At 66.7% G+C, this 21,461-nt stretch carries 13 protein-coding genes; 4 read left to right on the top strand and 9 right to left on the bottom strand.

Annotated features, from left to right (window positions below; all coding sequences use genetic code 11):
• Positions 1 to 27: 27 nt before the first annotated feature.
• The 6 genes from ACW17Z_RS06220 to ACW17Z_RS06195 form a co-directional block, all read right to left on the bottom strand.
• A complete protein-coding gene (locus ACW17Z_RS06220; RefSeq protein ID WP_492058020.1) occupies positions 28 to 2,943 on the bottom strand; it encodes a TonB-dependent receptor in 2,916 nt (971 codons plus the stop codon).
• A gap of 273 nt (positions 2,944 to 3,216) precedes the next feature.
• Positions 3,217 to 5,325 carry an ATP-binding protein gene (locus ACW17Z_RS06215; RefSeq protein WP_492058019.1) on the bottom strand — a complete coding sequence of 703 codons (2,109 nt, stop codon included), beginning with the start codon at positions 5,323 to 5,325 and terminating at the stop codon, positions 3,217 to 3,219.
• Between the two features lie 104 nt (positions 5,326 to 5,429).
• Positions 5,430 to 6,944 (bottom strand): tryptophan halogenase family protein, encoded by a 1,515-nt coding sequence (locus tag ACW17Z_RS06210; RefSeq protein WP_492058018.1) that lies wholly within the window; start codon positions 6,942 to 6,944, stop codon positions 5,430 to 5,432.
• Complete coding sequence (locus tag ACW17Z_RS06205; RefSeq protein WP_492058017.1) at positions 6,941 to 8,458, bottom strand: tryptophan halogenase family protein; 1,518 nt, start codon at positions 8,456 to 8,458, stop codon at positions 6,941 to 6,943. Before ACW17Z_RS06205 ends, ACW17Z_RS06210 begins: the two co-directional genes overlap by 4 nt.
• On the bottom strand, positions 8,455 to 9,933 hold the full coding sequence (locus ACW17Z_RS06200) for a tryptophan halogenase family protein (protein WP_492058016.1): 1,479 nt from the start codon (positions 9,931 to 9,933) through the stop codon (positions 8,455 to 8,457). The genes ACW17Z_RS06205 and ACW17Z_RS06200 overlap by 4 nt, the downstream gene beginning before the upstream one ends.
• Positions 9,930 to 11,453, bottom strand: coding sequence for a tryptophan halogenase family protein (locus ACW17Z_RS06195; RefSeq protein WP_492058015.1), 1,524 nt, complete (start codon positions 11,451 to 11,453; stop codon positions 9,930 to 9,932). The genes ACW17Z_RS06200 and ACW17Z_RS06195 overlap by 4 nt, the downstream gene beginning before the upstream one ends.
• Positions 11,454 to 11,878: 425 nt before the next feature.
• Between ACW17Z_RS06195 and ACW17Z_RS06190 the strand changes: the two genes are divergently transcribed.
• The 3 genes from ACW17Z_RS06190 (at position 11,879) to ACW17Z_RS06180 (ending at position 18,139) form a co-directional block, all read left to right on the top strand.
• The gene (locus ACW17Z_RS06190; protein ID WP_492058014.1) at positions 11,879 to 15,034 is read left to right on the top strand and encodes a TonB-dependent receptor; all 3,156 of its coding nucleotides are present in this window, start codon (positions 11,879 to 11,881) and stop codon (positions 15,032 to 15,034) included.
• Positions 15,035 to 15,180: 146 nt separating this feature from the next.
• Entirely contained in the window at positions 15,181 to 16,329 is a 1,149-nt protein-coding gene (locus tag ACW17Z_RS06185; RefSeq protein ID WP_492058013.1) for an endo-1,4-beta-xylanase, read from the top strand.
• A gap of 139 nt (positions 16,330 to 16,468) precedes the next feature.
• Positions 16,469 to 18,139: a glycoside hydrolase family 43 protein gene (locus ACW17Z_RS06180; RefSeq protein WP_492058012.1), complete on the top strand. Its 1,671-nt coding sequence runs from the start codon at positions 16,469 to 16,471 to the stop codon at positions 18,137 to 18,139.
• Between the two features lie 7 nt (positions 18,140 to 18,146).
• On the opposite strand, the gene ACW17Z_RS06175 is transcribed toward ACW17Z_RS06180, so the two are convergent.
• On the bottom strand, positions 18,147 to 18,581 hold the full coding sequence (locus ACW17Z_RS06175; protein ID WP_492058011.1) for an endonuclease domain-containing protein: 435 nt from the start codon (positions 18,579 to 18,581) through the stop codon (positions 18,147 to 18,149).
• A gap of 200 nt (positions 18,582 to 18,781) precedes the next feature.
• Positions 18,782 to 20,365, bottom strand: coding sequence for a GH35 family beta-galactosidase (locus ACW17Z_RS06170; RefSeq protein WP_492058010.1), 1,584 nt, complete (start codon positions 20,363 to 20,365; stop codon positions 18,782 to 18,784).
• Between the two features lie 110 nt (positions 20,366 to 20,475).
• Between ACW17Z_RS06170 and ACW17Z_RS06165 the strand changes: the two genes are divergently transcribed.
• Positions 20,476 to 20,997, top strand: a complete 522-nt coding sequence (locus ACW17Z_RS06165) for a histidine phosphatase family protein (protein ID WP_492058009.1) — start codon at positions 20,476 to 20,478, stop codon at positions 20,995 to 20,997.
• 34 nt (positions 20,998 to 21,031) lie between these two features.
• On the opposite strand, the gene ACW17Z_RS06160 is transcribed toward ACW17Z_RS06165, so the two are convergent.
• On the bottom strand, positions 21,032 to 21,391 hold the full coding sequence (locus ACW17Z_RS06160) for a response regulator (RefSeq protein WP_492058008.1): 360 nt from the start codon (positions 21,389 to 21,391) through the stop codon (positions 21,032 to 21,034).
• Between the last annotated feature and the right edge of the window lie 70 nt (positions 21,392 to 21,461).

The following is a 21,461-nucleotide window of genomic DNA, read 5'->3' as shown; positions in this document are numbered from 1 at the left end:
GGTACGCGGCGGCGGGGTCGGCGAAACCTAGAACTTGCCGCGGATGCCCAGCACGATCTGGCGACCGGGCTGGTAGAAGGTGAAGGCGGCGTTGTCGTACTGGAAGGTGCTGCGCTGCGGCTCTTCGGTGATGTTGATCACGTCCAGGGTCACGCGCGGCGAGGTCGGCAGGGTCTCGAACTGATAGCTGGCCGACAGGTCCCACTGACCCCGGGCGTCCGTGCCCAGTTCGGCCAGCGGAATGCCGTTCTGGTTGGGACCCGACGAGATCTGGGCGTCGTTCCAGACATAGGACAGGCGAACCGTCGCGCCGTGGTTCTCGTAGTAACCGGTGACGTTATAGGCCCAGGGCGAGACGCCCACGGCCTTGGCCGGCGCGCCGTTGCCGCGCGGGTTCTGCTCGACATGGGTGGCGTTGGCGGTGAAGCCGGCGCCGTCGAGCAGGAAGTCCAGCGGCTGCACCCAGGTGACTTCCTGGCCCTGGATGGTCAGGACGCCATCGGCATTGACCTGCTGGCTGACCGTGACCGTCGCGGCGCTGGGGCCGCCCCGGTTGGTGATCGCCTGCTGTTGCAGATTGGTCAGCTGGTCGTAGGGCACGCCCAGTTGCAGGAACGGGATGGTGTTGTTGCCGCTGACGGTAAAGCCGGTCAGCTCCTTGCGGAACAGGGCCACGCCCACATAGCCCGCCCCGCCCGTGTACCATTCGCCGCCGAAGTCGACATTGTTCGACAGATAGGGCTGCAGGTTCGGATTGCCCTGGTTGGCCTGCTGGGCCGAGGGATCGCTGAAGGTGGTGCCCGGCAGCATGGCCGACGGGTTGGGGCGGGTGATGGTGCGCGAGGCGCTCATCCGCAGGACGATGTCTTCTTTCAGGTTCCAGGCCGCGTTGAACGAGGGCAGCATGCCGTCATACTTGGTGACGCGGCTGAGGAACGAGGTGACGCCGTTCACCGTCTGCGGACCCTGGATGGTCTGCTCGGTGTTGTAGTAGCGCACGCCGCCATTGATCCGCAGGTCGCGCTCCAGCACCTGGGTGACGCCGTTGAATTCGGCATAGGCGCCGGTGGTCTTCTCGCGGATGAAGCCCGAGGCCGCGCCCGTGGCGGCCGAGTTGGAGAAGGGCGCCGCCGCGTTGAAGGCGTCATAGTTTGTGGCGTTGAAGAATTTGTCCTTGTCCAGCGTCACGAAGCCCAGCGGGCCGGGGGTGATGTAGCTGGCCAGGCTGGCCAGCGGGACGGCCGAGCCGGCGCGACCGTCGCACCCGGGGACCGGGGTCGGCGCCGGGCTTTGCGGGGTGACGCCGCCGCCGCCGCAGGTGAAGGTCTGCCAGCGGCCGCTGTTGTCGATGGCCGTGATCGAGCGGCTGACGTCGTCATAGGCGGCGCCGACCTTGAAGTTCATCGCCTTGTCGTCGCCGATCGTCAGGTCGAAGTGGGCGCCCTCGGTGGAGGTGACGCGCTTCTCGTTCTGGATGTTGACGCGGCCGCCGGCCCAGACCCAGCCCAGGGCGGGATCGTTGAGGTTCTTGCTCGGCTTGATCGAGGGGCGATCGCCGCCGTTATTGGCATAGGTCACCGTCATGCCCTGGCCCAGCGGGCTGTTGAACAGCACGGTCGGGGCCTCGCGGAAGAAGACGCTGCGGCTCCAGTTGACCTGACCGTCCAGCTTCAGCCAGTCGGTCGGGCGCCAGGTGAAGCCTGGGTTCAGGTTCAGAACCTCGACGTCTTCCTTGTAGGGACGATATTCCAGGAAGAACTGCGAGTTGAGGAAGCTGCCCTCGGTGACGACATTGTTGGCGTCGACCTTGACGCCCACCGGGACCATGAAGTTGGAGTTGCGCACCACCCAGTTCATGTCGATCCGCTCGAACTCGCGGCTGGCCTGGCTGTACATCGTGTCGAGATAGACATTCAGGGCGTCGTTGGGACGCCATTCCAGCGAGACGATCAGCGAGTCGCGGTTGCGCTCGCCCGAGCTCCAGCTGTCGCGGCCCAGACGCGGGATCAGCGCGTCGCTCAGTTGCACCAGGCTGGTGCCCGGGTTCAGGGAGGCCAGCAGGGCGGTGTCGACCGTCTGGCCGGGCGTCAGGCCATTGCTGGTGACGCCGGCCGGGACGGTCGAGGCCCAGTTGAAGCCGTTGCCGCCGGTGGTGTTACAGCCCGAGCAGCTCATGTTGGCGTTGGTCCAGCCGATGGTCTCGAAACCCTCGGTGGTCGACTTGTTGCGGGCGATGGCCACGCCCGCCAGCACGCCGATGTCGCCGACCGGGGTTTCCCAGGTCTTGCTGCCGATCAGCGAGCCGCGCGGGCTGATGTCGTCGGCCTGGTTGTTCTTGCCGGCCTGGATCGAATAGGTCAGCTGGCCGGCGGCCTTGTAGTCGAAGGGCCGGGCGCTGCGCATGTTGACCACGCCGGCGACGCCGCCCTCGACCTGACCGGCGGTCGGAGTCTTGTGGACATCCAGACGGGTGAACAGTTCGGTCGGATAGAGGTCCAGATCGATTTCGCGGTTCTGGTTCTGGCTGTCGGTGCGGCCCGACGAGGCCACGGCCGCCTGGGCGCCGTTCAGCAGAACCTTGGTGAAGTTGGTGCCCAGGCCGCGGATGGCGACGTTCAGGCCTTCGCCGTTGATCTCGCGGGTCAGCTGCACGCCGGGAATGCGGTTCAGCGACTCGGCGATGTTGGCGTCCGGAAACTTGCCGATGTCCTCGGAGAAGACGGATTCGGTGAACGAGACGCTGTCGCGCTTGGCGTTGGTGGCGTCGGTCAGGCTCTTGCGAAAGCCGGTGACGATCACTTCCTCGACGGTGTCGGGCGCTGCGGCCGCCCCGCCTGCAGGGGTCTGGGCCTGGGCGGCGAGACCCATGAAAGCGGACGACAGGCAGGTGGCGCCGATCAGGGCCAGGCGACGGCCGGCATTGTGGCGTGCGGATGAAGGCATGTTTCTCTCCCCTTGAGACGGCGCTGTACGCGCTCGTTCGTCCTTGGCCGCCTTGCGGTGGTAGCGGTCACAGGATTGCAGAGTTAAGAGGTAAGGCCTTTCAAGTCAATGTGGTCATACCTTGCGGGCCGCGCACCGCCCCACAGGCGTCGAATCCCGCCGCGTTGCCGGCGCATGGCAGATCGCAGCCCGCCAGGGGCATTGAACCCGACGGGGGCCGTTAAGGGCAAAAGCTATAGGTCAGACCTTGTTGCGCCTGTCGGCGCAGCGGGCTCAGGCTGCGGCGGTGCTGAGCGACAAGGCCGCGTCGATCCCGGCATAGAGGCTGTCTGGCGTCACCGGCTTGGTGATGAACCCGTCGGCGCCGGCGACCATCGCCTGTTCGCGGTGGTCGGTCGACGCGTTGGCCGTCATCATGACGATCGGCGTCGGCGGTCTTTGCATCGCCGCTTCCCAGCGACGGATGTTGGCCGTAGCCGACAGGCCGTCCATCACCGGCATCTGCATGTCCATCAGGACAACGTCGAACTGCGACTCACTGAACTTGGCAAAGGCCTCGGCCCCGTTCTCGGCCAGCACCAGCTCGACCTGGTGCGGTTCGAGCAGCAGCTCGACGACCCGGCGATTGACGGGATGATCTTCGGCCAGCAGGACGCGAAGATGCTGATCCATGCGCAGTGCGGGGGCTCCCTGTTCAGGGGCGGCCGCAGCAGGCGCCTCGGCGCGGCGCAGGGGCAAGCTGAAGGCAAAGCTGCTGCCGCCTTCGGGACGCGCCCGCGCCTCGATCTCGCCGCCCATCAGGATCACCAGGGTCTTGCAGATGGCCAGGCCCAGTCCGGTGCCGCCAAAGCGCCGGGTGACGGTGTCGTCGCCCTGCACGAAGCGCTCGAATAGCCGGGGCAGCACATCCGGGTCCAGGCCGATGCCGGTATCGTTGACGGTGACCTTCAGCCGGCAATCTCCCGCAGCGAGGGTTTCGACCTCGACGCTCAGGCTGACGCCGCCGCTGTCGGTGAACTTGATGGCATTGGCCGTCAGATTGGCGACCACCTGTCGCAACCGCAAGGCGTCGCCCAGGAAGAAGCCGTTCGCCTCGGGCGAAAAGGCGACATCAAAGGCGATGCCCTTGCCGTCGGCGCGCAGGCGCATCAGGTCGGTGCAGGTATGGATCTCGGCTACAAGATCGAAGGGCGCGATCTCCAGCTCCATGCGCGAGGCCTCGATCTTGGCGATGTCGAGCAGGTCGTTGAGGATGCGCTCCAGCGACTCCCCCGAGTGAACGATGATGTCCACCATCTCGCGCTGGCGGTCGGGCATTTTTAGGCGCGACAGGGCCTTGGCCAGGGCGATGACGCCGTTGAGCGGGGTGCGGATCTCGTGGCTGACATTGGCCAGGAAGGTCGATTTGGCCGCGCTGGCCCGCTCGGCGGCGGCGAGCGCTTCGATCAGGGCGACCTCCTGACGCTTCAGCTGGGTGATGTCGACGAAGGTGGTCAGGGTCTGGGCAGGGGTGGGGTCGTCGCCCTCGAAGATCGGCAGGGAATTGACGTTCAACCAGCGCTGGTCGCCGTTGGGCAGGTTGACACCCAGCATGAAATCCAGAACGGGCTTGCCCGTCCGCAGGCACTGCATGGAAGGCTGCTGGTCGACGGTCAGGGGCGCGCCCTCGGCCGTGACCAGGCTCCAGTCGCGATCCGCCGAGGAACGGCCGGCCAGCTGGTCGCTGGTCATGCCCAGCAGCAGCGCGGCATGGGCGTTGTGCTCGACAATGATGCTGGCCTGGTCCTGAAGCACCACCCCTTCGCGCATGGCGGCGATGATGGTCCGATAGCGCTGGTCGCTTCGACGCAAGTCCTCGAGCGTCTGGATCTGGGCGACGGCGACCCGGGCGCCGGCCCGGGTCTCGATCATGGTCATGGCGACGCGCGACAGGCGTTCCAGGCAGCGCAACTCGCGCGGCGTCCAGCGCTTGGGCCGGGTGTCGATGGCGCAAAGCGTGCCGATCCGCAAACCATCGACCGTGGTCAAGGGCGCGCCGGCATAGGCCTGAATGCCCAGCGCTCCGGTGACCAGGGGATTGTCCAGGAAGCGGGGATCCTGGGTCGCATCCTCGACCACGAACAGCGCCGGCGTCTGGATGGCGTGGTTGCAGAAGGCCACGTCGCGCGGGGTTTCCTGCGCATCGAGTCCGACCCGCGCCTTGAACCACTGGCGGTCAGTGTCGACCAGGGAAATCAGGGAGATCGGCGTGTCGCAGGTCTCGGAGACCTCGGCGACCAGGTCGTTGAAGCCGTCCTCATCGACGCTGTCGAGAATGTCCAACGCCCAGAGGGCCGCGAGACGCCGCCGTTCAAGGTCCGGTGCGGTATCGAGAATCAACATGCCGCGCCCCCGCCTGATCCAGGCTTTCGACCATGCACGCATGGACTGGGCGTTTCAATGAAGGGCGGCGGGGCGAAATGACACAGGGCGCCGGCGCGCCGGCCTCACCCCATCGCGTCGCAGTTGGCCTTGATAAACTCGAAATGCCCCGGCATCACCTCGGCCGACTTGGCGATCACCGACTTGATGTCGGCCATGCGCCGGACCAGTTCCTCGTCACTCATCACGTCGACCATCGGGTCATAGCCCCTGGGCAGCAGGCCCTGGCCGACCATGACCGCAAACCACGAGGTGTCGTTGAACAGCTCGTCGTTCTCGCGGAAGATTCGGCCATAGCTTTCGAACATGGCGATCTTGTCGGTCAGATAGTCGGGGACGCTCATCTCCCGCAGATAGTCCCAGTAGGGCGTGTCGTTCCGCTGGGTGGCCTTGAAATGCAGGATGATGAAGTCGCGGATCTTCTCGTACTCGAAGGCCATCACCCGGTTGTAGCGGTCGATGTCAGGCTGGCGGAAATCGCGATCGGGGAACATGGCCAGCAGGCGGGCGATACCCACCTGGATCAGGTGGATCGACTGGCTTTCCAGCGGCTCCATGAAGCCGGCCGCCAGTCCGATGGCGACCACGTTCTTGTTCCAGCTCTTCTTGCGGCGGCCGGCCTTGAAGCGGATGGGGTTGGGCGCGGCCAGGGGCTCGCCGTCCAGGTGGGCCAGCAGATAGGCGGTGGCCTCGTCCTCGCTGATATGGGCGCTGGAATAGGCGTAACCGTTGCCCAGGCGGTGCTGCAGCGGGATGCGCCATTGCCAGCCGGCCGGCCGGGCGGTGGCGCGGGTGACCGGGGCGTTCGATCCGCCGAGGGTGCAGGGCACAGCGACGGCGCGGTCATTGAGCAGCCAGTGCGACCAGTCCTCATAGCCCGTCTGCAGGGTCTGCTCGATCAGCAGGCCGCGGAAGCCCGAGCAGTCGATGAACAGGTCGCCCTCGATGATCTCGCCGCTCTCCAGGGTGACCGAGGTGACGAAGCCGGTCAGGCCGTCCTGCTGCACCGTGGTGATCTTGCCCTCCCGCCGCACGATCCCGCGCGCCTCGGCATAGTCGCGCAGAAAGCGGGCATAGAGGCCGGCATCGAACTGGAAGGCATAGGCGATCGCGCCCAGCGGCGAATTGGCCTGTCCGTTGGGACGCATGAACCGGTTCTGCCGGGCCGCGACGGCATTGAGCGAGTAGGCCCCCAGATCAGGCTCCAGGCCCTGGCCATGCAGCTTGAGCCAATAGGCGTGGAACGACACGGCTTCCATGTCGACGCCATAGGGCCCGAACGGATGGTGATAGCTGTGGCCGATCGCCTTCCAGTCGACGAACTCGATGGCCAGCTTGAAGGTGGCCTTGGTCTTGCGAACGAACTCGTTCTCGTCGACGCCCAGCATGCGGTTGAAGATGTTGATCTGCGGGATCGTCGATTCGCCGACGCCCACGGTGCCGATGGCCTCGGATTCCACCAGGGTCACCTCCGTCTGACCGTCGCGGGTCAGGAAGCGGCCCAGGGCGGCGGCGGTCATCCAGCCGGCGGTGCCGCCGCCGACGATGACGACCTTGCGAAGACGGTTGACGCTGGTCATCGGGCTTTCTCGATTTCGGTCGCGGCGCAGTAGCGGGCGATAAAGGCTTCGTGGGTGGGCAGGGCCTGGGCGGTCTGGCGCACCAGGGCGGCCAGGCGCTGCATCTGGCCGCGCACCAGTTGCTCGTCCAGGGTGTCGACCAGCGGATCATAGTTTCGCGGCCGGATGTTCTGACCCAGCAGCACGGCGATCCAGGACGGCTCGGCGAACAGGTCGTAGTCCGACTGGAACAGGCGCCCCCGCGCGGCGAACAGGTTGATCTTGCGCTGCAGGCTTTCGGGGATCGCCATCTCGCGGGCCCTTTGCCAGTAGGGCTCGGGGCGTTCATTGGCCTTGAAGTGCAGGATGATGAAGTCGCGGATCAGCTCGGTCTGCAGGATGGTCAGGCGGTTGTATTCGGCGATCTCGACCGGGTCGAAACCCTTGTCGGGGAACAGGGCCAGCAGCTTGGTGATCCCGGCCTGGATCATGTGGATGCTGGTGCTCTCCAGCGGCTCCAGGAAGCCCGAGGCCAGGCCGATGGCGACGCAGTTCTTGACCCAGATCTGCTTGCGCCGCCCGGCCCGGAACCGGATGAAATTGGGCTCTGCCCGGGCCGGCCCGTCCAGGGTGGCGCGCAGACGGGCCACAGCGTCGTCGTCGCTGATGTGCTGGCTGGAATAGACATAGCCGTTGCCGGTGCGGTGCTGCAGCGGGATGCGCCAGCGCCAGCCGGCCGCATCCGCCGTGGCCCGGGTATAGGGCGTCAGGCCATCGCCGCCAGTGTCGCAGGGCATGGCCACGGCGCGGTCATTGGGCAGCCAGTGGCCCCAGTCCTCAAAGCCGGTGTCCAGCGCCTGTTCGATCAGCAGACCCCGAAAGCCCGAGCAGTCGATGAACAGGTCGGCCTCGATCACCGCGCCGCCGTCGGTGGTGACCGAGGTGATGAAGCCGTCCTCGCCGCGCAGGGACACATCCACCACCTTGCCCTCGCGGCGGATCACCCCGCGCTTTTCGGCGTAGTCGCGTAGGTAGCGAGCATAGAGCCCGGCGTCGAAATGGAAGGCGTATTTCAGGCTCGACAGCACCTGGCCGGGGTCCTTGCTGGGCAGCATGAACCGGCCCATCCGCGCCGCCGTGGCCGACAGGTTGAAGTCGTCGAGGGGCTGGGTGGACCCTTGCGACTGGGCCTTCAGCCAGAACTGGTGGAACTTGATGGCCTCGATATCCAGGCCAAAGCCGCCGAACGGGTGCAGGTAGCGCGAGCCCGGCGCCGTCCAGTCGACGAACTCAATGGCCAGCTTGAAACTGGCCTTTGTGGCCCGCATGAAGTCGGCTTCGTCCAGGCCCAGGATCTGGTTGAAGGTGGTGATCGGCGGGATCGTCGCCTCGCCGACGCCGACGGTCGCGATGGCGTCGCTTTCGATCAGGGTGACCTCGACGCCCTTGAGCACCTTGGCCAGGGCGGCGGCCGTCATCCAGCCGGCCGTGCCGCCGCCGACGATCAGAACCTTGCGGACGGGGTTGGTGTTCATGGGGCCACCCGCGCCAGCGCCGCCGCGTGGGTCGGCGCCCGCTCGGCCGTCTGGCGGAAGATCTGCCGCATGCGCTCCAGGGTCATGCGCGCGCGCTCCAGCGGCATCCTGTCGGCCAGCGGATCGTAGCGCCCCGGCAGCACGCCGTGACCCATGAAGGCGGCGATCCAGCTGGGCTCCAGGAAGCTCTCCTCGTCATACATCACCACCCGGCCGCGGCTCTCGAACTGGGCGATCCGGTAGGCCAGCTTGTCGGGAACGGGGGCGTCGCGGCCCAGGTCCCAGATCGCGCCGTCGTGGCGGCCGGCGCGGCGATAGTGCAGGATGGCCATGTCGCGGACACGTTCGAACGTCTCCCCGCCCAGGCGGTTATACTCTTCGGCGGCCACCGGCGCGCCGCCCGGCCGGGGAAAGAGGGCGATCAGGCGGGTGACGCCGCTCTGGATCAGATGAATATCAGCGCCGTCCACGGCCTCGACCCTGCCGGCCGCGCCGCCGATGGCCACGCAGTTGCCGACCATGGCGCGGGCCCGCCGGCCGTTGCGGATCGTCATGAACCGGGGCTCCGAGGCGCCCTCTGCAGGCAGGCCGGCCCAGGCCGCCTTCACGGCCGCCTCGTCGCTGGTCAGTTCGGCGCGATAGGTCAGGCCGCCATCCAGTCGGTCGCGCAGCGGGATCCGCCAGCGCCAGCCTTCGGCGGTCGCCTCGATCTCGGTGAGGGGCGGCGCGTCGGTCTGGACCGGCGCGGCGATCCGCACGGCGCGGTCGGCGGGCAGCAGGGTCGACCAGTCCTCGAACGGTTCGTCTCCCATCAGCAGGGCGGCAGGGCCTGTGCAGTCGACGAAGAGTTCCGCCTCGACATGCTCGCCGTCGGCCAGCGCCACAGCCGCGATGTGGCCGCTTTGGCCGTCGCGAACCACCTCTGCGACCTCGCCGGCGCTGGCGGCCACGCCGCCCTGCAGGGCCAGGCGCCGCAGCACGTCCACATAGAGGCCGGCGTCCAGGTGCAGGCCATAGGTCAGGGTCGACAGCGGCGAGCGCGGGTCTGGGTCGGGGCCGGCGAACCGGCCCAGCCGCGCGATGACGGCGGCCAGGCTGTAGTCATCCAGCGGCGTGGCGTCGCCGGCCAGGCGAAGGCGGCTCCAGTAGTGGTGGAAGCCGACGCCCTCCAGACTGGCCCCGATCTCGCCGAAGGCGTCGCAGAAGCTGGCGCCCGGCGTCCAGCCGCTGAACCGTGAGCCCAGCCTGTAGGTCGCCAGGGTGGCGGCCATCAGCGCCGCCTCGTCCAGGCCCAGCAGGGTGTGGAACGATCGCAGCGAGGGCAGGGTGGACAGTGCGCCGGTCATGACGGGCCCGGTCTCGACGACACGGATCGCGGCCTGGCCACCGGTAGCGCGGGCCAGGCCGGCGGCCGTCATCCAGGCCTCGACACCGCCGCCGATGATGGCGACCCGGCCCAGGGGCGGGGCGCTCATGCCGCCCCCCGCGCGTCGCAGAATTTGTCGATAAACGCCTGGTGTCCCGGCATGGACTCGGCCGTGCGTCGCACCGCCGCCTTCAGTTCGGCCAGCTTGCGGGCGGCCTCGCCCGGATCGACGGCGTCGGCCATCGGGTCATAGCCGCGCGGCAGGATGTTCTGGCCCAGATAGACGGCCAGCCAGGAGGGCTCCAGGAAGAAGCCGTCGCGATACTTCACCACCATGCCCCGATCGCGGAACAGCTCCATCTTGTAGGCCAGGCTGTCGGGGATGGGGGCGGCGGCCTTGTCGCGCCAGAAGGCGGAGTCGTCGCGCTGGGTGGCGTGATAGTGCAGCACCAGGAAGTCGCGGATGCGCTCGAACTCCAGGTCCATCACGCGGTTGTACTCGTCCTGGTCGGCGCCGGCGCAGCCGCGCTCGGGGAACAGTTCCAGCAGGATGGAGATGGCCACCTGGATCAGGTGGATGCTGGTGCTTTCCAGCGGCTCCAGGAAGCCGGAGGCCAGACCAATGGCCACGACGTTCCGGTTCCACTGCTTCTTGCGGCGGCCTGTGACGAACCGCAGGAAGCGCGGGTCCTGCTGAGCCTTGCCGTCCAGCTTGGAGACCAGCACTCGGGCCGCCTCGTCGTCGCTGATATAGCTGCTGCAATAGACATAGCCGTTGCCCACCCGGTGCTGCAGGGGGATCCGCCACCGCCAGCCGGCCTCGTCGCTGGTGGCGCGGGTATAGGGCGTGGGCGGCTCCACCGCGTCGCAGGGCACGGCCGCCGCCCGGTCGCAGGGCAGCCAGTGGGTCCAGTCCTCATAGCCGGTCTTCAGGGCCTGCTCGATCAACAGGCCCCGGAAGCCGGAGCAGTCGATGAACAGGTCGCCCTCGATCCGCTGGCCGCTTTCCAGGGTCACGGCCTCGACAAAGCCGTCCTCGCCGCGCAACGCGACATCCAGGATCTTGCCCTCGGTGCGCCGGACGCCCCGCGCCTCGGAATAGGCCCGCAGGTACTGGGCGTAGAGCCCCGCATCGAACTGGTAGGCGTAGGAAAAGGTCGATCCCAGCGAGCGCTGATCAGAGGAGGGCGGGGCGAACCGGTTCAGCCGGGCGGCCACGATCGGCAGGCTGTAGGTCTCGATGCCGTCGGCCTCGCCCCGAGCCCTGGCCCGCAACCAATGCTGGTGGAAAGCGACCCCGCCAATGCCCTGACCAAAGCCGCCGAAGGGGTGAATATAGCTCTCGCCCTTCCGGCCCCAGTCGCGAAACTCGATGCCCAGCTTGTAGGTGGCCTGGGTCTTGCGCATGAAGTCGGCCTCGTCGAGGCCCAGCTTGGCATTGAAATTCCGGATGTGCGGCACGGTGGCCTCACCCACGCCGACCGTACCGATCTCGGCCGATTCAACCAGGTCGATGGTGACGCGCGAATCGCCCAGCACCGCGCTGAGCCCGGCCGCCGTCATCCAGCCTGCAGTGCCGCCGCCGACGATGACGATTTTTCGGATACCGTTGTTCCCGGTGTCATCCATCGCGCTGCTTCCTCCGCTCCCCATTTGTCCCACGGCCCTTTCTGACGGAACGGCCTTTGCGACAAACTGTAAATTGACAACGCTGTCTTTGGTTGTCATCGTCTTGTTATCCGGACGGAAAGTTCCGGTTCAGGTGGTCAAACCATCGGGGGGAAACCGTAGGTAGAAAAGGCCCTGGGTGCGACTGTCGTGCAGGCGACACGCCCTTGAAGCCCTTCGTTCCAAGTATCTCCCCTTTGCACAGCTACGTGAGCCGCGTCTGAGTGGCAACGCTTGACAGCCGGTGATCTGTCATATGATCTGACCAATAATGGTCACGGTAACATGACCAATGGTAGCGCTAACGTGCGCTACCCAAAAAAGGGGAGGTGAGACACATGGGCTCTTTTCAGAGGCCGTCTGCGCAGCGCGGGCAAAATTCATTGATGTCGGGTTTGAAATGCGGCGCATCCGCCGTGGCGCTTGGCGCGGCGATCTTCGCCGGGCCTGCGTTCGCCCAGACCAAGACCGATGACGCCGTCGCCGTTGACGCGGTCGTGGTCACCAGCATCCGCCAGAGCCTGAAGAGCTCGCAGGCGCTCAAGCAGTCGTCCGAGATCATCGGCGACTCGATCACCGCTGAAGACATCGGCGCCTTGCCGGACCGCTCGGTCACCGAAGCCCTGCAGCGCGTGCCCGGCGTGTCGATCAACCGCTTTGCCGCCGGCGTCGACCCGGACCACTTCTCGGTCGAAGGGTCGGGCGTCGTGGTGCGCGGTCTGAACTTCGTGCGCTCCGAGCTGAACGGCCGCGACACCTTCTCGGCCAATAACGGCCGCATCCTCAGCTTCGCCGACGTTCCCTCGGAACTGATGGGCGGCGTCGACGTGTTCAAGAGCCCGTCCGCCGACATGATCGAGGGCGGCATCTCGGGCACCGTCAACCTGCGCACGCGCCTGCCGTTCGACAGCAAGAAGCGCCTGCTCTCGCTGTCGGCCGAGGCCAGCTATGGCGACATGGTCAAGTCGTGGAAGCCGACCTATTCCTTCCTCTACAGTGACCGGTTCGACACCAATGTCGGCGAGTTCGGCCTGCTGCTGAGCTACGTCAATTCCGAACTGTCGACCCGCAGTGACGCCATCCAGGTGTCGAACTTCGGCTGCCGCACCAATCTGGGCGTAACCAGCAGCAATTGCGGCAATGGCGCCAAGGGCGTGTGGTTCCCGCGCGGCGCGGCGTTCCGCTCCACCACCACCGAACGCGAGCGTCAGGGCACTGGGGCGGCGGTGCAGTGGAAGAGCACCGACGGCTCCATGGAAGCGGCCTTCCAGTACCTGCGTTCAGAGTCGAATTCGGCCTGGACCGAGCACGCGGTGGAAATCGCCACCGACAACGTGACAAGCAACGGCGACTCGCGCGCCGTCGCCGGCACGACCTTCAGCTATGACGACCGCGGCGTGTTCACCAACGGCGCCATCACCGGCACCAACGGCTGGCGTTCGGACCAGTTCTCCGATCCGCGCACCCCGACCGACGGCCTGCAGTCGAACAATATCCGCCGCGACGTTGATCAGACCTATCTGACCAGCGACTACGGCTTCAATTTCAAATGGACCCCGAACGAAAAGTGGGGCTTCCAGTTCGACGCCCAGCACGTTGACTCCAAGGTCGACAATATCGATGTCGGCATCTGGAACTCGACCTTCCAGAACGCCGCCATCACCCTGAACGGCAACGATCTGCCGACGGTGGCCTTCTCGCTGCCGGGCAACGGCCTGACCCCGTCGAACTGTCTGCCGATCAACAACAACTGCCCGTCCTATGGCCGCGGCTCGCATGCCAATCTGAGCGATCCGTACAACCACTTCTGGCGCTCGGCGATGGATCACATCGAGCAGTCCGAAGGCACCGAGGACTCGCTGAAGGTCGACGTCGAATACAAGTTCAACGACGACACCTGGTTTGACTCGGTCAAGGCCGGCGTGCGCTGGGCCGAACGCGACCAGACCACGCGCTTCTCGAGCTACAACTGGGGTGTTCTCAGCGAGATCTGGGGCAATAACGGTCCGGTCTGGCTCGACGACAAGGTCGACGGCATTGTCGACAGCAACCCGCTCGGCGGGGCCGGTTCGACCACCGCCGGCGCTGCGGAACTGTGGGGCTTCCCCAACTTCATGCGCGGCCAGACCCCGCTGCCGACCGGAACCGACGCGCGTCTGTTCTATGCGGGCAATGCGGCGATCGACTACAAGACCATGTCCGACTTCGCCCTGCTGGTCGGTGACGAATGGCAACCGCGCAACGGCGCCAATGGCTGCCCGCAGCACTGGGTGCCCCTGGCCAAGCGCTGTAACACCATCGCCGGAACGCCGTTCCTTCCGCAGGAAGTCAACCCGGTCAACGAGGTCAACAAGGCCGCCTATGTGGTGACGCGCTTCAAGGGCGACATTGGCGCGGCTCGGGTCAGCGGCAATATCGGTCTGCGCTACACCTCGACCACCCGCGAGGCCGAAGGCTTCCTGGCGTTCCCCAACAGCAACTTCACGACGGACGCCCAGTGCGCCATCGTGCCGGTGGGCCAGGCTCCGACCCCGTTCTGCCAACTGGCGCCGTCGGTTCGTGCTGCGGCGCGGGCCTGGGCCAATGGCGCTGTGACCCCGACCACGGCCAGCAAGGACTTCAACCACTGGCTGCCCAGCTTCAATGTGAAGGTGGTCATGCCCAATGGTCTTCAGTACCGCCTGGGCGCATCCAAGACCCTGGCTCCGCCGGATATCGGCCTGACCCGCAACTATTATAACCTGTCGCTGAACACCAATGCCGACGGCATTTCCAACGGCCGGCCCAGCGGCAATGTCACGGTCGGCAATCCCTATCTGAAGCCCACCCAGTCGACCAACCTGGACGCTTCGGTGGAATGGTACTTCGCCTCGGTCGGCTCGCTGACCGTCGCGGCCTTCTACAAGGAACTGACCGACGTCGCGACCAACACGACCTCGCGCGTGCCGTTCACCAATAATGGCGCGACCTTCGATGTCGTGACGACCACGCCGGGCAATTCCGACAAGAAGGCCAAGGTCAAGGGCTTCGAAATCGGCTACCAGCAGTTCTACGACTTCCTGCCCAAGCCGCTGGATGGGTTCGGCATCAACGCCAACTACTCCTACATCGAGAGCAATGGCGTGCCGCAAAGCACGCTGTCGGCGACCGATCCCGACGTGGCGGCCGGTCGTGTGACCACGGTCGACACCAGCCTCCTGCCGCTGCAGGGCCTGTCCAAGCACAACGCCAACTTCGCGGCCATCTATGAGAAGGGTCCGATCTCGGCCCGTCTGGCCTACAACTGGCGCTCGGACTTCCTGCTGACCGTCCGCGACGTGATCGTGCCCTATGCGCCGATCATGAACGAGGCGACCGGTCAGTTGGACGGCTCGTTCTTCTACACCGTCAATCCGAAGATGAAGGTCGGCGTCCAGGGCGTGAACCTGCTGAACGAAACCACCATGACCAGCCAGGTGCTGAACAACGACCTGCTCAAGACCGGCCGTTCCTGGTTCATGAACGACCGTCGCTACACCTTCGTGGTGCGCGCGAGCTTCTAGGTTTCGGGAACCGCGCCGGTCCGGTCTCCCCCGGGCCGGCGCGACTTTCGAAAACGGGCTCCGCCTTTGGGGCCCGGGCACTCCCACAGTTCCACCTTTCCGCGCATCGTCTCCGGCGGTGCGCGTTTTTTCTGAAGGCTCAGGCGATGCGTTCGTTTCCCACGGTCCTGTCCCGTCGCGCCGCCCTCGGTCTGGGCGCCGCCGGCGCGATGACGGCTCTGCCGGCCCTGGCCGCGCCGACGCCTTCGCTGGCCAGCCTCGCCCGCGACAAGGGCCTGATCTTCGGCAGCGCCGTCGGCGCCGGCCCCGTCGGGTCGCTCACCGGCTCGTTCGAGGACGCTCGCCTTCGCCAGATCCTCAAGGACGAGTGCGGCGTGCTGGTCCCCGAGAACGAGCTGAAGTGGTACGTGATCCGCGCCGCCGGCCCGCAGGCCTTCGACTTCTCGCGCGCCGACCGCATCGCCGACTTCGCCAAGGCCAACGGCCAGGCCCTGCGCGGCCACACCCTGCTGTGGCACCACCCGCAGTGGTTCCCGGCCTGGATCAAGACCCACGACTTCGGCCCCCAGCCCAAGGTCGCCGCCGAGGCCATGCTGACCGAGCATATCCAGAAGCTGTGCCAGCATTATCCGCAGATGATCTCGTGGGACGTGGTCAACGAGACCGTCGATCCGGCCGACGGCTCGGTGCGCAACACCGTCCTGTCCGACATCCTGGGTCGCGAACAGACCCTGGATCTGGCCTTCCACACCGCCCGCGCCGCCGCGCCGAAGGCTCGCCTGGTCTATAACGACTATATGAGCTGGGAGGTCGGCAACGAGAAGCACCGCTACGGCGTGCTCAAGCTGCTGGAAGGCTTCCGCAAGCGCGGCACGCCGATCGACGCCCTGGGCGTCCAGGCCCATATCGGCGCCGAGAACGCCGACAGCTTCACCGGTTTCGGCAAACCCCAGGAGCAGGAATGGCGCGCCTTCCTCGATGAGGCTACGGGCATGGGCTATGACCTGCTGATCACCGAGTTCGATGTCCACGACAAGGGTCTGATCCTGGACTTCGGCCCCCGCGACGCCGCGGTTGCGGCCTATGCCAAGGGCTATCTCGACCTGATGCTGTCCTACCGTCAGACCAAGGAGGTTCTGGCCTGGGGCATGGTCGACAAATATTCCTGGCTGCAGAACCAGTGGCTGCGCGAGGACAAGAAGCCCAAGCGCCCGACGCTGTATGACAACAACTATCAGGCCAAGCCCCTGCGCGAGGCCGTTGCGGCGGCGCTGAAGGCGGCGCCGGTTCGGTGAACTTGCCGACGCCGCACGCCCCCTCCTGACCGCTATCGCGGTCGTCCTCCCCCGGAGGGGGAAGACGCTCTCATCTTCCCCCTCCGGGGGAGGAGCGCGCAGCGCGGAGGGGGCAAGTGACAACTAGTGGAGCTCTTCAATGATCCGCCCGACCCTGACCGCGCTCGCCCTGGCCCTGGCCGCAACCGCCGCCCACGCCGCGCCCAAACCTGGCCAGGCGGAGTTCCGCAACTTCACCTATGACGGCGCCGACCCCGTCGATGCGCAGGTCGCCCTGGCCCCCGGCCAGTACCGCAATCCGATCCTCAAGGGCTTCTACCCCGACCCCAGCATCACGCGGGTGGGCGGCGACTACTACCTGGTCAACTCGACCTTCGCCTGGTTCCCCGGCTTGCCGGTCTGGCACTCGACCGACCTGGTTCACTGGGAGCAGATCGGCAACGCCATCGACCGGCTCGGCATGCTGGACTTCAAGCGCCTGGGCCTGTCGCGCGCCGTGTTCGCGCCGGCCATCGAGGAGCATGAGGGCACATTCTACATCCTCAACACCTGCGTCGACTGCCAGGGCAATTTCCTGATCACGGCGAAGGACCCGAAGGGGCCGTGGTCGGATCCGGTGTGGCTGCCCGGCGTGGGCGGCATCGACACCTCGCTGTTCTTCGATGATGACGGCCGCGCCTGGATCGTCAACAATGACGGGCCGCCTGGACCGGTCGAATATTCCGGCCATCGCGCCATCTGGATCCAGGAATACGATCCCAAGGCCCAGGTGATGATCGGCCCGAGGACCGTGCTGCTGGACAAGGGCGTCGATCCCTCGACCAAGCCGATCTGGCCCGAGGGCCCGCACATCCTCAAGAAGGACGGCTGGTACTATCTGACCGCCGCCGAGGGCGGCACGGCCGAGGGGCACAGCCAGGTCGCCCTGCGGTCCAGGAGCGTCACCGGCCCCTATACGCCCTATGCCAACAACCCGATCCTGACCCAGCGCGGTCTGCCCAAGGATCGCATGCTGCCGATCACCTCGGCCGGGCACGCCGACATCGTCGACACCCCCGATGGCCAGTGGTGGGCTACCTTCCTGGCCGTGCGGCCCTATGGCGACGACCTCTACAATACCGGCCGCGAGACCTTCCTGCTGCCGGTCGAGTGGAAGGACGGCTGGCCGGTGATCCTGGAGAACGGCAAGACCATCCCCTATGTGGCGACCGCGCCGAACCTGCCCGCGCCCAAGGCCCTGCCGCCGCCCACCGCCGGGGCGTTCAGGGCGGCCGAGACCTTCGCCGGTCCTGAGTTGCCGCTGAACTGGATGACCCTCCGCATCCCCACCGAGCGCTGGTGGAGCGTGGGCCAGGGCGCCCTGACCCTGCAGACCCGCCCCGACAAGCTGACCGACCAGCCCTCATTCTGGGGCCGCCGCCAGCAGCACATCAACGCCACCGCCCAGGTGACGGTGGATTTCGCGCCGACCGCCGACGGTGACCGCGCGGGCCTGACGGCGCTGCAGAGCGACGAATTCTTCTACTTCCTGGGCGTGGTGCGCTCTGGCGGCAAGCCGGTCCTACGACTGGAGCGCAGGGCCGGTGCGGGAGAACCCGTCGACGGCGTGGTGGTCGCCGAGGCGCCGCTTCCGGCCGGTCCGGTGGAGCTGAAGATCACCGCGCGGGGCGGGGAGTATGACTTCGCCTATGCCGTGAAGCCGGGAGACTGGAAGGTTCTGAAGGCCGGGGCGGACGGGACGATGCTGTCGACGAAGAAGGCCGGCGGGTTCGTCGGGGCGATGTTTGGGGTGTATGCGAACGGCAAGTGAAGTAGCTCTACTCCTGCCCCGCTTGCGGGGGAGGTGGCGCGGCGCGAAGCGCCGTGACGGAGGGGGCGTTCTGAGCCGGCCGTCGTCGCATCAGGTCGATACAGGTATCCCAGATTCCATCGGCCACGCCGATGGGGTCCGCGAGCACCTCGGAGGCCGGATAACGCACCACGGTTAGTCCTCGAGCCGCCATCCAGGCATCGCGCCGAACGTCGTGCTCCGGCTGGTCGCCCATGTTGTGACACCAGCCGTCGATCTCAATCACCAGGCGCGCGTCGGAGCAGTAGAAGTCGGCGATGTAGGGCCCTACCGCATGTTGACGCCGAATGCATGGGCCGCCGGGTTGGCGTGATCTCAGGCGCGACCAGAGGAGGGCCTCTGGCGGCGTCATGACCTTGCGCAGGGCCTTGGCTTTGGTGTGGGTGTCTTTTTTAGACCTCATAGGTTGAGTTTGGCGCCGAACGCCCCCTCCGTCACGATGCGTATTCGCATCGCGCCACCTCCCCCGTTTCACGGGGCAGGAGGGTGATGCTGTTCTTCTCCTGCCCCGTAGCGAAGCGTGCGGGGGAGGTGGCGCGGCGCCGCCCCCAAGCAAAGGAATGGGAGGCGACGTGACGGAGGGGGCGTGCTGAGCCGGCCGTCTCAGTACCGATAAAGCTTCACCCGCTGCGCCTGGAACCGGCCGGGCTCCAGCCGCACATGCCGGCCCTGGTGCGTCTCGTCGCCGTTGAGCCAGCGGCCTGCGACCCAGGCGCCGTCGACAAACCGGCCCTCGACCACCTTCTCCAGCCCGACGCCTTCGCCAAACGTCAGGGTGATCCCCGAGCCGGCCACCAGAAACTCGTCATCCGACAGCCGGATCATGAGACCGCCATGCGCCGCAAAGGTCTGCTTGTCCTTCGGCGTCCAGGGATCGACGAACGACACCTTTATCGTCCAGTCGCCCATCGTCACCGTTTGGGGCGTCTCATTGACCACGCCGTCGAAGCTGACCGGCGGACGGAAGCCGCGCATCACGCCCTTGCCCTGATGGGCCAGGATCGTCGGGGTCAGTTCGCGCAGCAGGGCGTAGGCGCCGGCCAGCGGATTGCCGGCTGGATCGGCCACGTTCTCGATGGAAAACGGCGAGAAGCCGATCGCGTCGTGCTCGCCGATCGCCCAGAAGGCGTTGGCCGGGGCCTCGACCTTGCCGGCCCGGTCGGCCTCGGGAAGGAACAGCGGATTGCCCGGCCGGTCGTATTGCGCCGCCCAGTGGCTGAAGTCGGGGTAGTAGATATCGGGCGCCTGGAACACCGACGGCGCCGCCGCCTTCCAGACCTCATACAGGTGGGGCAGGGGGCCGGCGCTGGGATAACCGCCGGGGGCGACGCCGGGCTTGTTCAGCGCGGCGTTGACGTACATCGGCAGCGGGTAGGCCTTTTGACCTGCGCTGGCCAGTCTCTCGACAAAGCGCCCGAACGACCAGGCCTGCCACAGCTCGTCGGTCGCGTCGCTCTTGCCGAACACCTGCTCCCAGCTGCCCGAGCCGATCTTGCCCCCCTCCGTCTTTCCAAGCGCTTTCAGAACGGTGGCGGGCACGGGTTTCCTGAACTCCGCTTCGGCCAGCGGCGAGTGATCGCGGGCCGAGGGCAGCATGCCGATCTCGTTCTCGACCTGGATCATGATCACCGTGCGCCGGTCGCCATCCACCGCCTTCAGGTGCGTCATCAGGGCCGCGAAGGCTTTGGCGTCGGCGGCCAGGGTGGCCGGGCCGGCGGGCGACAGGATTTCCTGGACCTTGCCCTCGGCCGAGCGCGCCAGCGGGAAGCGCTTGCCGTCGCGCTTCACCCAGGCCGGCGTATAGGTCGACATGCTGTTCTTCCACGCCCCGAACCACAGCAGCACCAGCCGGGTGTCATGGGCGCGGGCCTGGGCGATCACGCCGTCGATCACCGTGAAGTCGAAGCGCCCCTCGACCGGCTCGATCTGGTCCCATTGCACCGGGGCCAGCACGGTGTTGAGGCCCAGGGCCTTCAGGGTGGGCCACTGCTTTTCCAGGTAGGGCAGGCTGGAGGCGGTGGAGTTGCCCAGCTCTCCGCCCAGGATCAGGAACGGCTTGCCGTCGACCAGCAGCTGGGTCGCATCGCCCTGGGGCGCCAGGCGGGGGATCTCCTCGGCGGCGGCGGGAAAAGCGCAGAGCGCGGCGGTCAGCGCCACGGCGCTCAGGGTCTGGATCAGGGTACGCATCATTGGTCAGATGACCCCATGAGGCTTGTAAGATCAATCATGAAAGCCGCGTCGGCGCGGGCCGCCGCCGGCTGGTTGTTGTTCCCGGCGCCCGCCGCTAGGGTCGGGGCATGATCCGTCGCCTCATCGCCGTCGCCCTCGCACCCGTCCTGTTCGCCTCCTCGGCCCTGGCCCAGACGGTGGTGATCGTCCGCCACGGCGAGAAGGTCGCGCCCAATGGCGATCCCGACCTGTCAGCGGCCGGTCAGGCCCGCGCCCAGGCTCTGGCCCAGGCTCTGGGCGGCGCCCGCGTCGCCATGGTGCTGGCCACCCCGCTCAAGCGCACCCAGCAGACGGCTCAGCCCACGGCCCAGGCCGCCGGTGTGGCGGTGGTTCCTGTGCCCTTCGACGGCGGCGATGCGGCCCACGCCCAGCGCCTCGCCGATCAGGCCCGCACGGCGCCGGCCGACGCCACAGTCCTGATCGTCGGCCACAGCAACACCGTCGCCAACATCGCCAGGGCTCTGGGGGACACGGCCGCTCAGGCGCCGAGCGACTGCGAGTACGACCAGATGACGGTCATCCAGCTGGCCGGGGCTGCGGCGCCCAAGGTGGTGCATGCGCGGTATGGCGCGCCGACGGCGGCGTGCTGAAGTCCCTCTCTCGAAGATTGAGGGGCGCGGCGCCTCAAGCCGCCGTCTGGATCGCCACCTGACAGGCTCGCGCCAGACGCGTCGGCGAGACGGGCTTTTCCACTACCGGATTGGTGCTGCCGGCCGAAAGCGAGCAGGCATTGCCGGTCACATAGACCACCGGGATGGGACCGAGATGGGCCAGGATCGAGCGGACCGCGTCCTCGCCGGTGCCGCCCACGATGCGATAGTCGGCGGTGATCAGGTCGGGCTTGCGGCGCAGGGCCAGATCGAGGGCCTCTTGTGCGTTGTCGGCGACATCGACCGAGGTGAAACCCTGCTCGCGAAGCAGAGCTTCGACCTCCATGGCGATCAGGATCTCGTCTTCGATAATGAGAGCGTGACGCAATACCATCTTGAGCAATCCGTTTCGAATATCCCTCAAGACCACTTGGTCAACTGATTCCAGTCAAAGGCAAGTGTAA

It is taken from the genome of Caulobacter sp. GSs2, assembly GCF_058680895.1.
The sequence above is the reverse complement of the archived record's forward strand: the minus strand, read 5'-3'. Positions and strand labels throughout refer to the sequence as shown.

Bases quoted from the DNA above. Each gene is read 5' to 3' on its own strand.
- ACW17Z_RS06195 (WP_492058015.1), bottom strand. From the start codon at position 11,453: ATGGATGACACCGGGAACAACGGTATCCGAAAAATCGTCATCGTCGGC.
- ACW17Z_RS06190 (WP_492058014.1), top strand. From the start codon at position 11,879: ATGTCGGGTTTGAAATGCGGCGCATCCGCCGTGGCGCTTGGCGCGGCG.
- ACW17Z_RS06200 (WP_492058016.1), bottom strand. From the start codon at position 9,933: ATGAGCGCCCCGCCCCTGGGCCGGGTCGCCATCATCGGCGGCGGTGTC.
- ACW17Z_RS06215 (WP_492058019.1), bottom strand. From the start codon at position 5,325: ATGTTGATTCTCGATACCGCACCGGACCTTGAACGGCGGCGTCTCGCG.
- ACW17Z_RS06220 (WP_492058020.1), bottom strand. From the start codon at position 2,943: ATGCCTTCATCCGCACGCCACAATGCCGGCCGTCGCCTGGCCCTGATC.
- ACW17Z_RS06165 (WP_492058009.1), top strand. From the start codon at position 20,476: ATGATCCGTCGCCTCATCGCCGTCGCCCTCGCACCCGTCCTGTTCGCC.
- ACW17Z_RS06185 (WP_492058013.1), top strand. From the start codon at position 15,181: ATGCGTTCGTTTCCCACGGTCCTGTCCCGTCGCGCCGCCCTCGGTCTG.
- ACW17Z_RS06170 (WP_492058010.1), bottom strand. From the start codon at position 20,365: ATGCGTACCCTGATCCAGACCCTGAGCGCCGTGGCGCTGACCGCCGCG.
- ACW17Z_RS06180 (WP_492058012.1), top strand. From the start codon at position 16,469: ATGATCCGCCCGACCCTGACCGCGCTCGCCCTGGCCCTGGCCGCAACC.
- ACW17Z_RS06175 (WP_492058011.1), bottom strand. From the start codon at position 18,581: ATGAGGTCTAAAAAAGACACCCACACCAAAGCCAAGGCCCTGCGCAAG.
- ACW17Z_RS06160 (WP_492058008.1), bottom strand. From the start codon at position 21,391: ATGGTATTGCGTCACGCTCTCATTATCGAAGACGAGATCCTGATCGCC.
- ACW17Z_RS06210 (WP_492058018.1), bottom strand. From the start codon at position 6,944: ATGACCAGCGTCAACCGTCTTCGCAAGGTCGTCATCGTCGGCGGCGGC.
- ACW17Z_RS06205 (WP_492058017.1), bottom strand. From the start codon at position 8,458: ATGAACACCAACCCCGTCCGCAAGGTTCTGATCGTCGGCGGCGGCACG.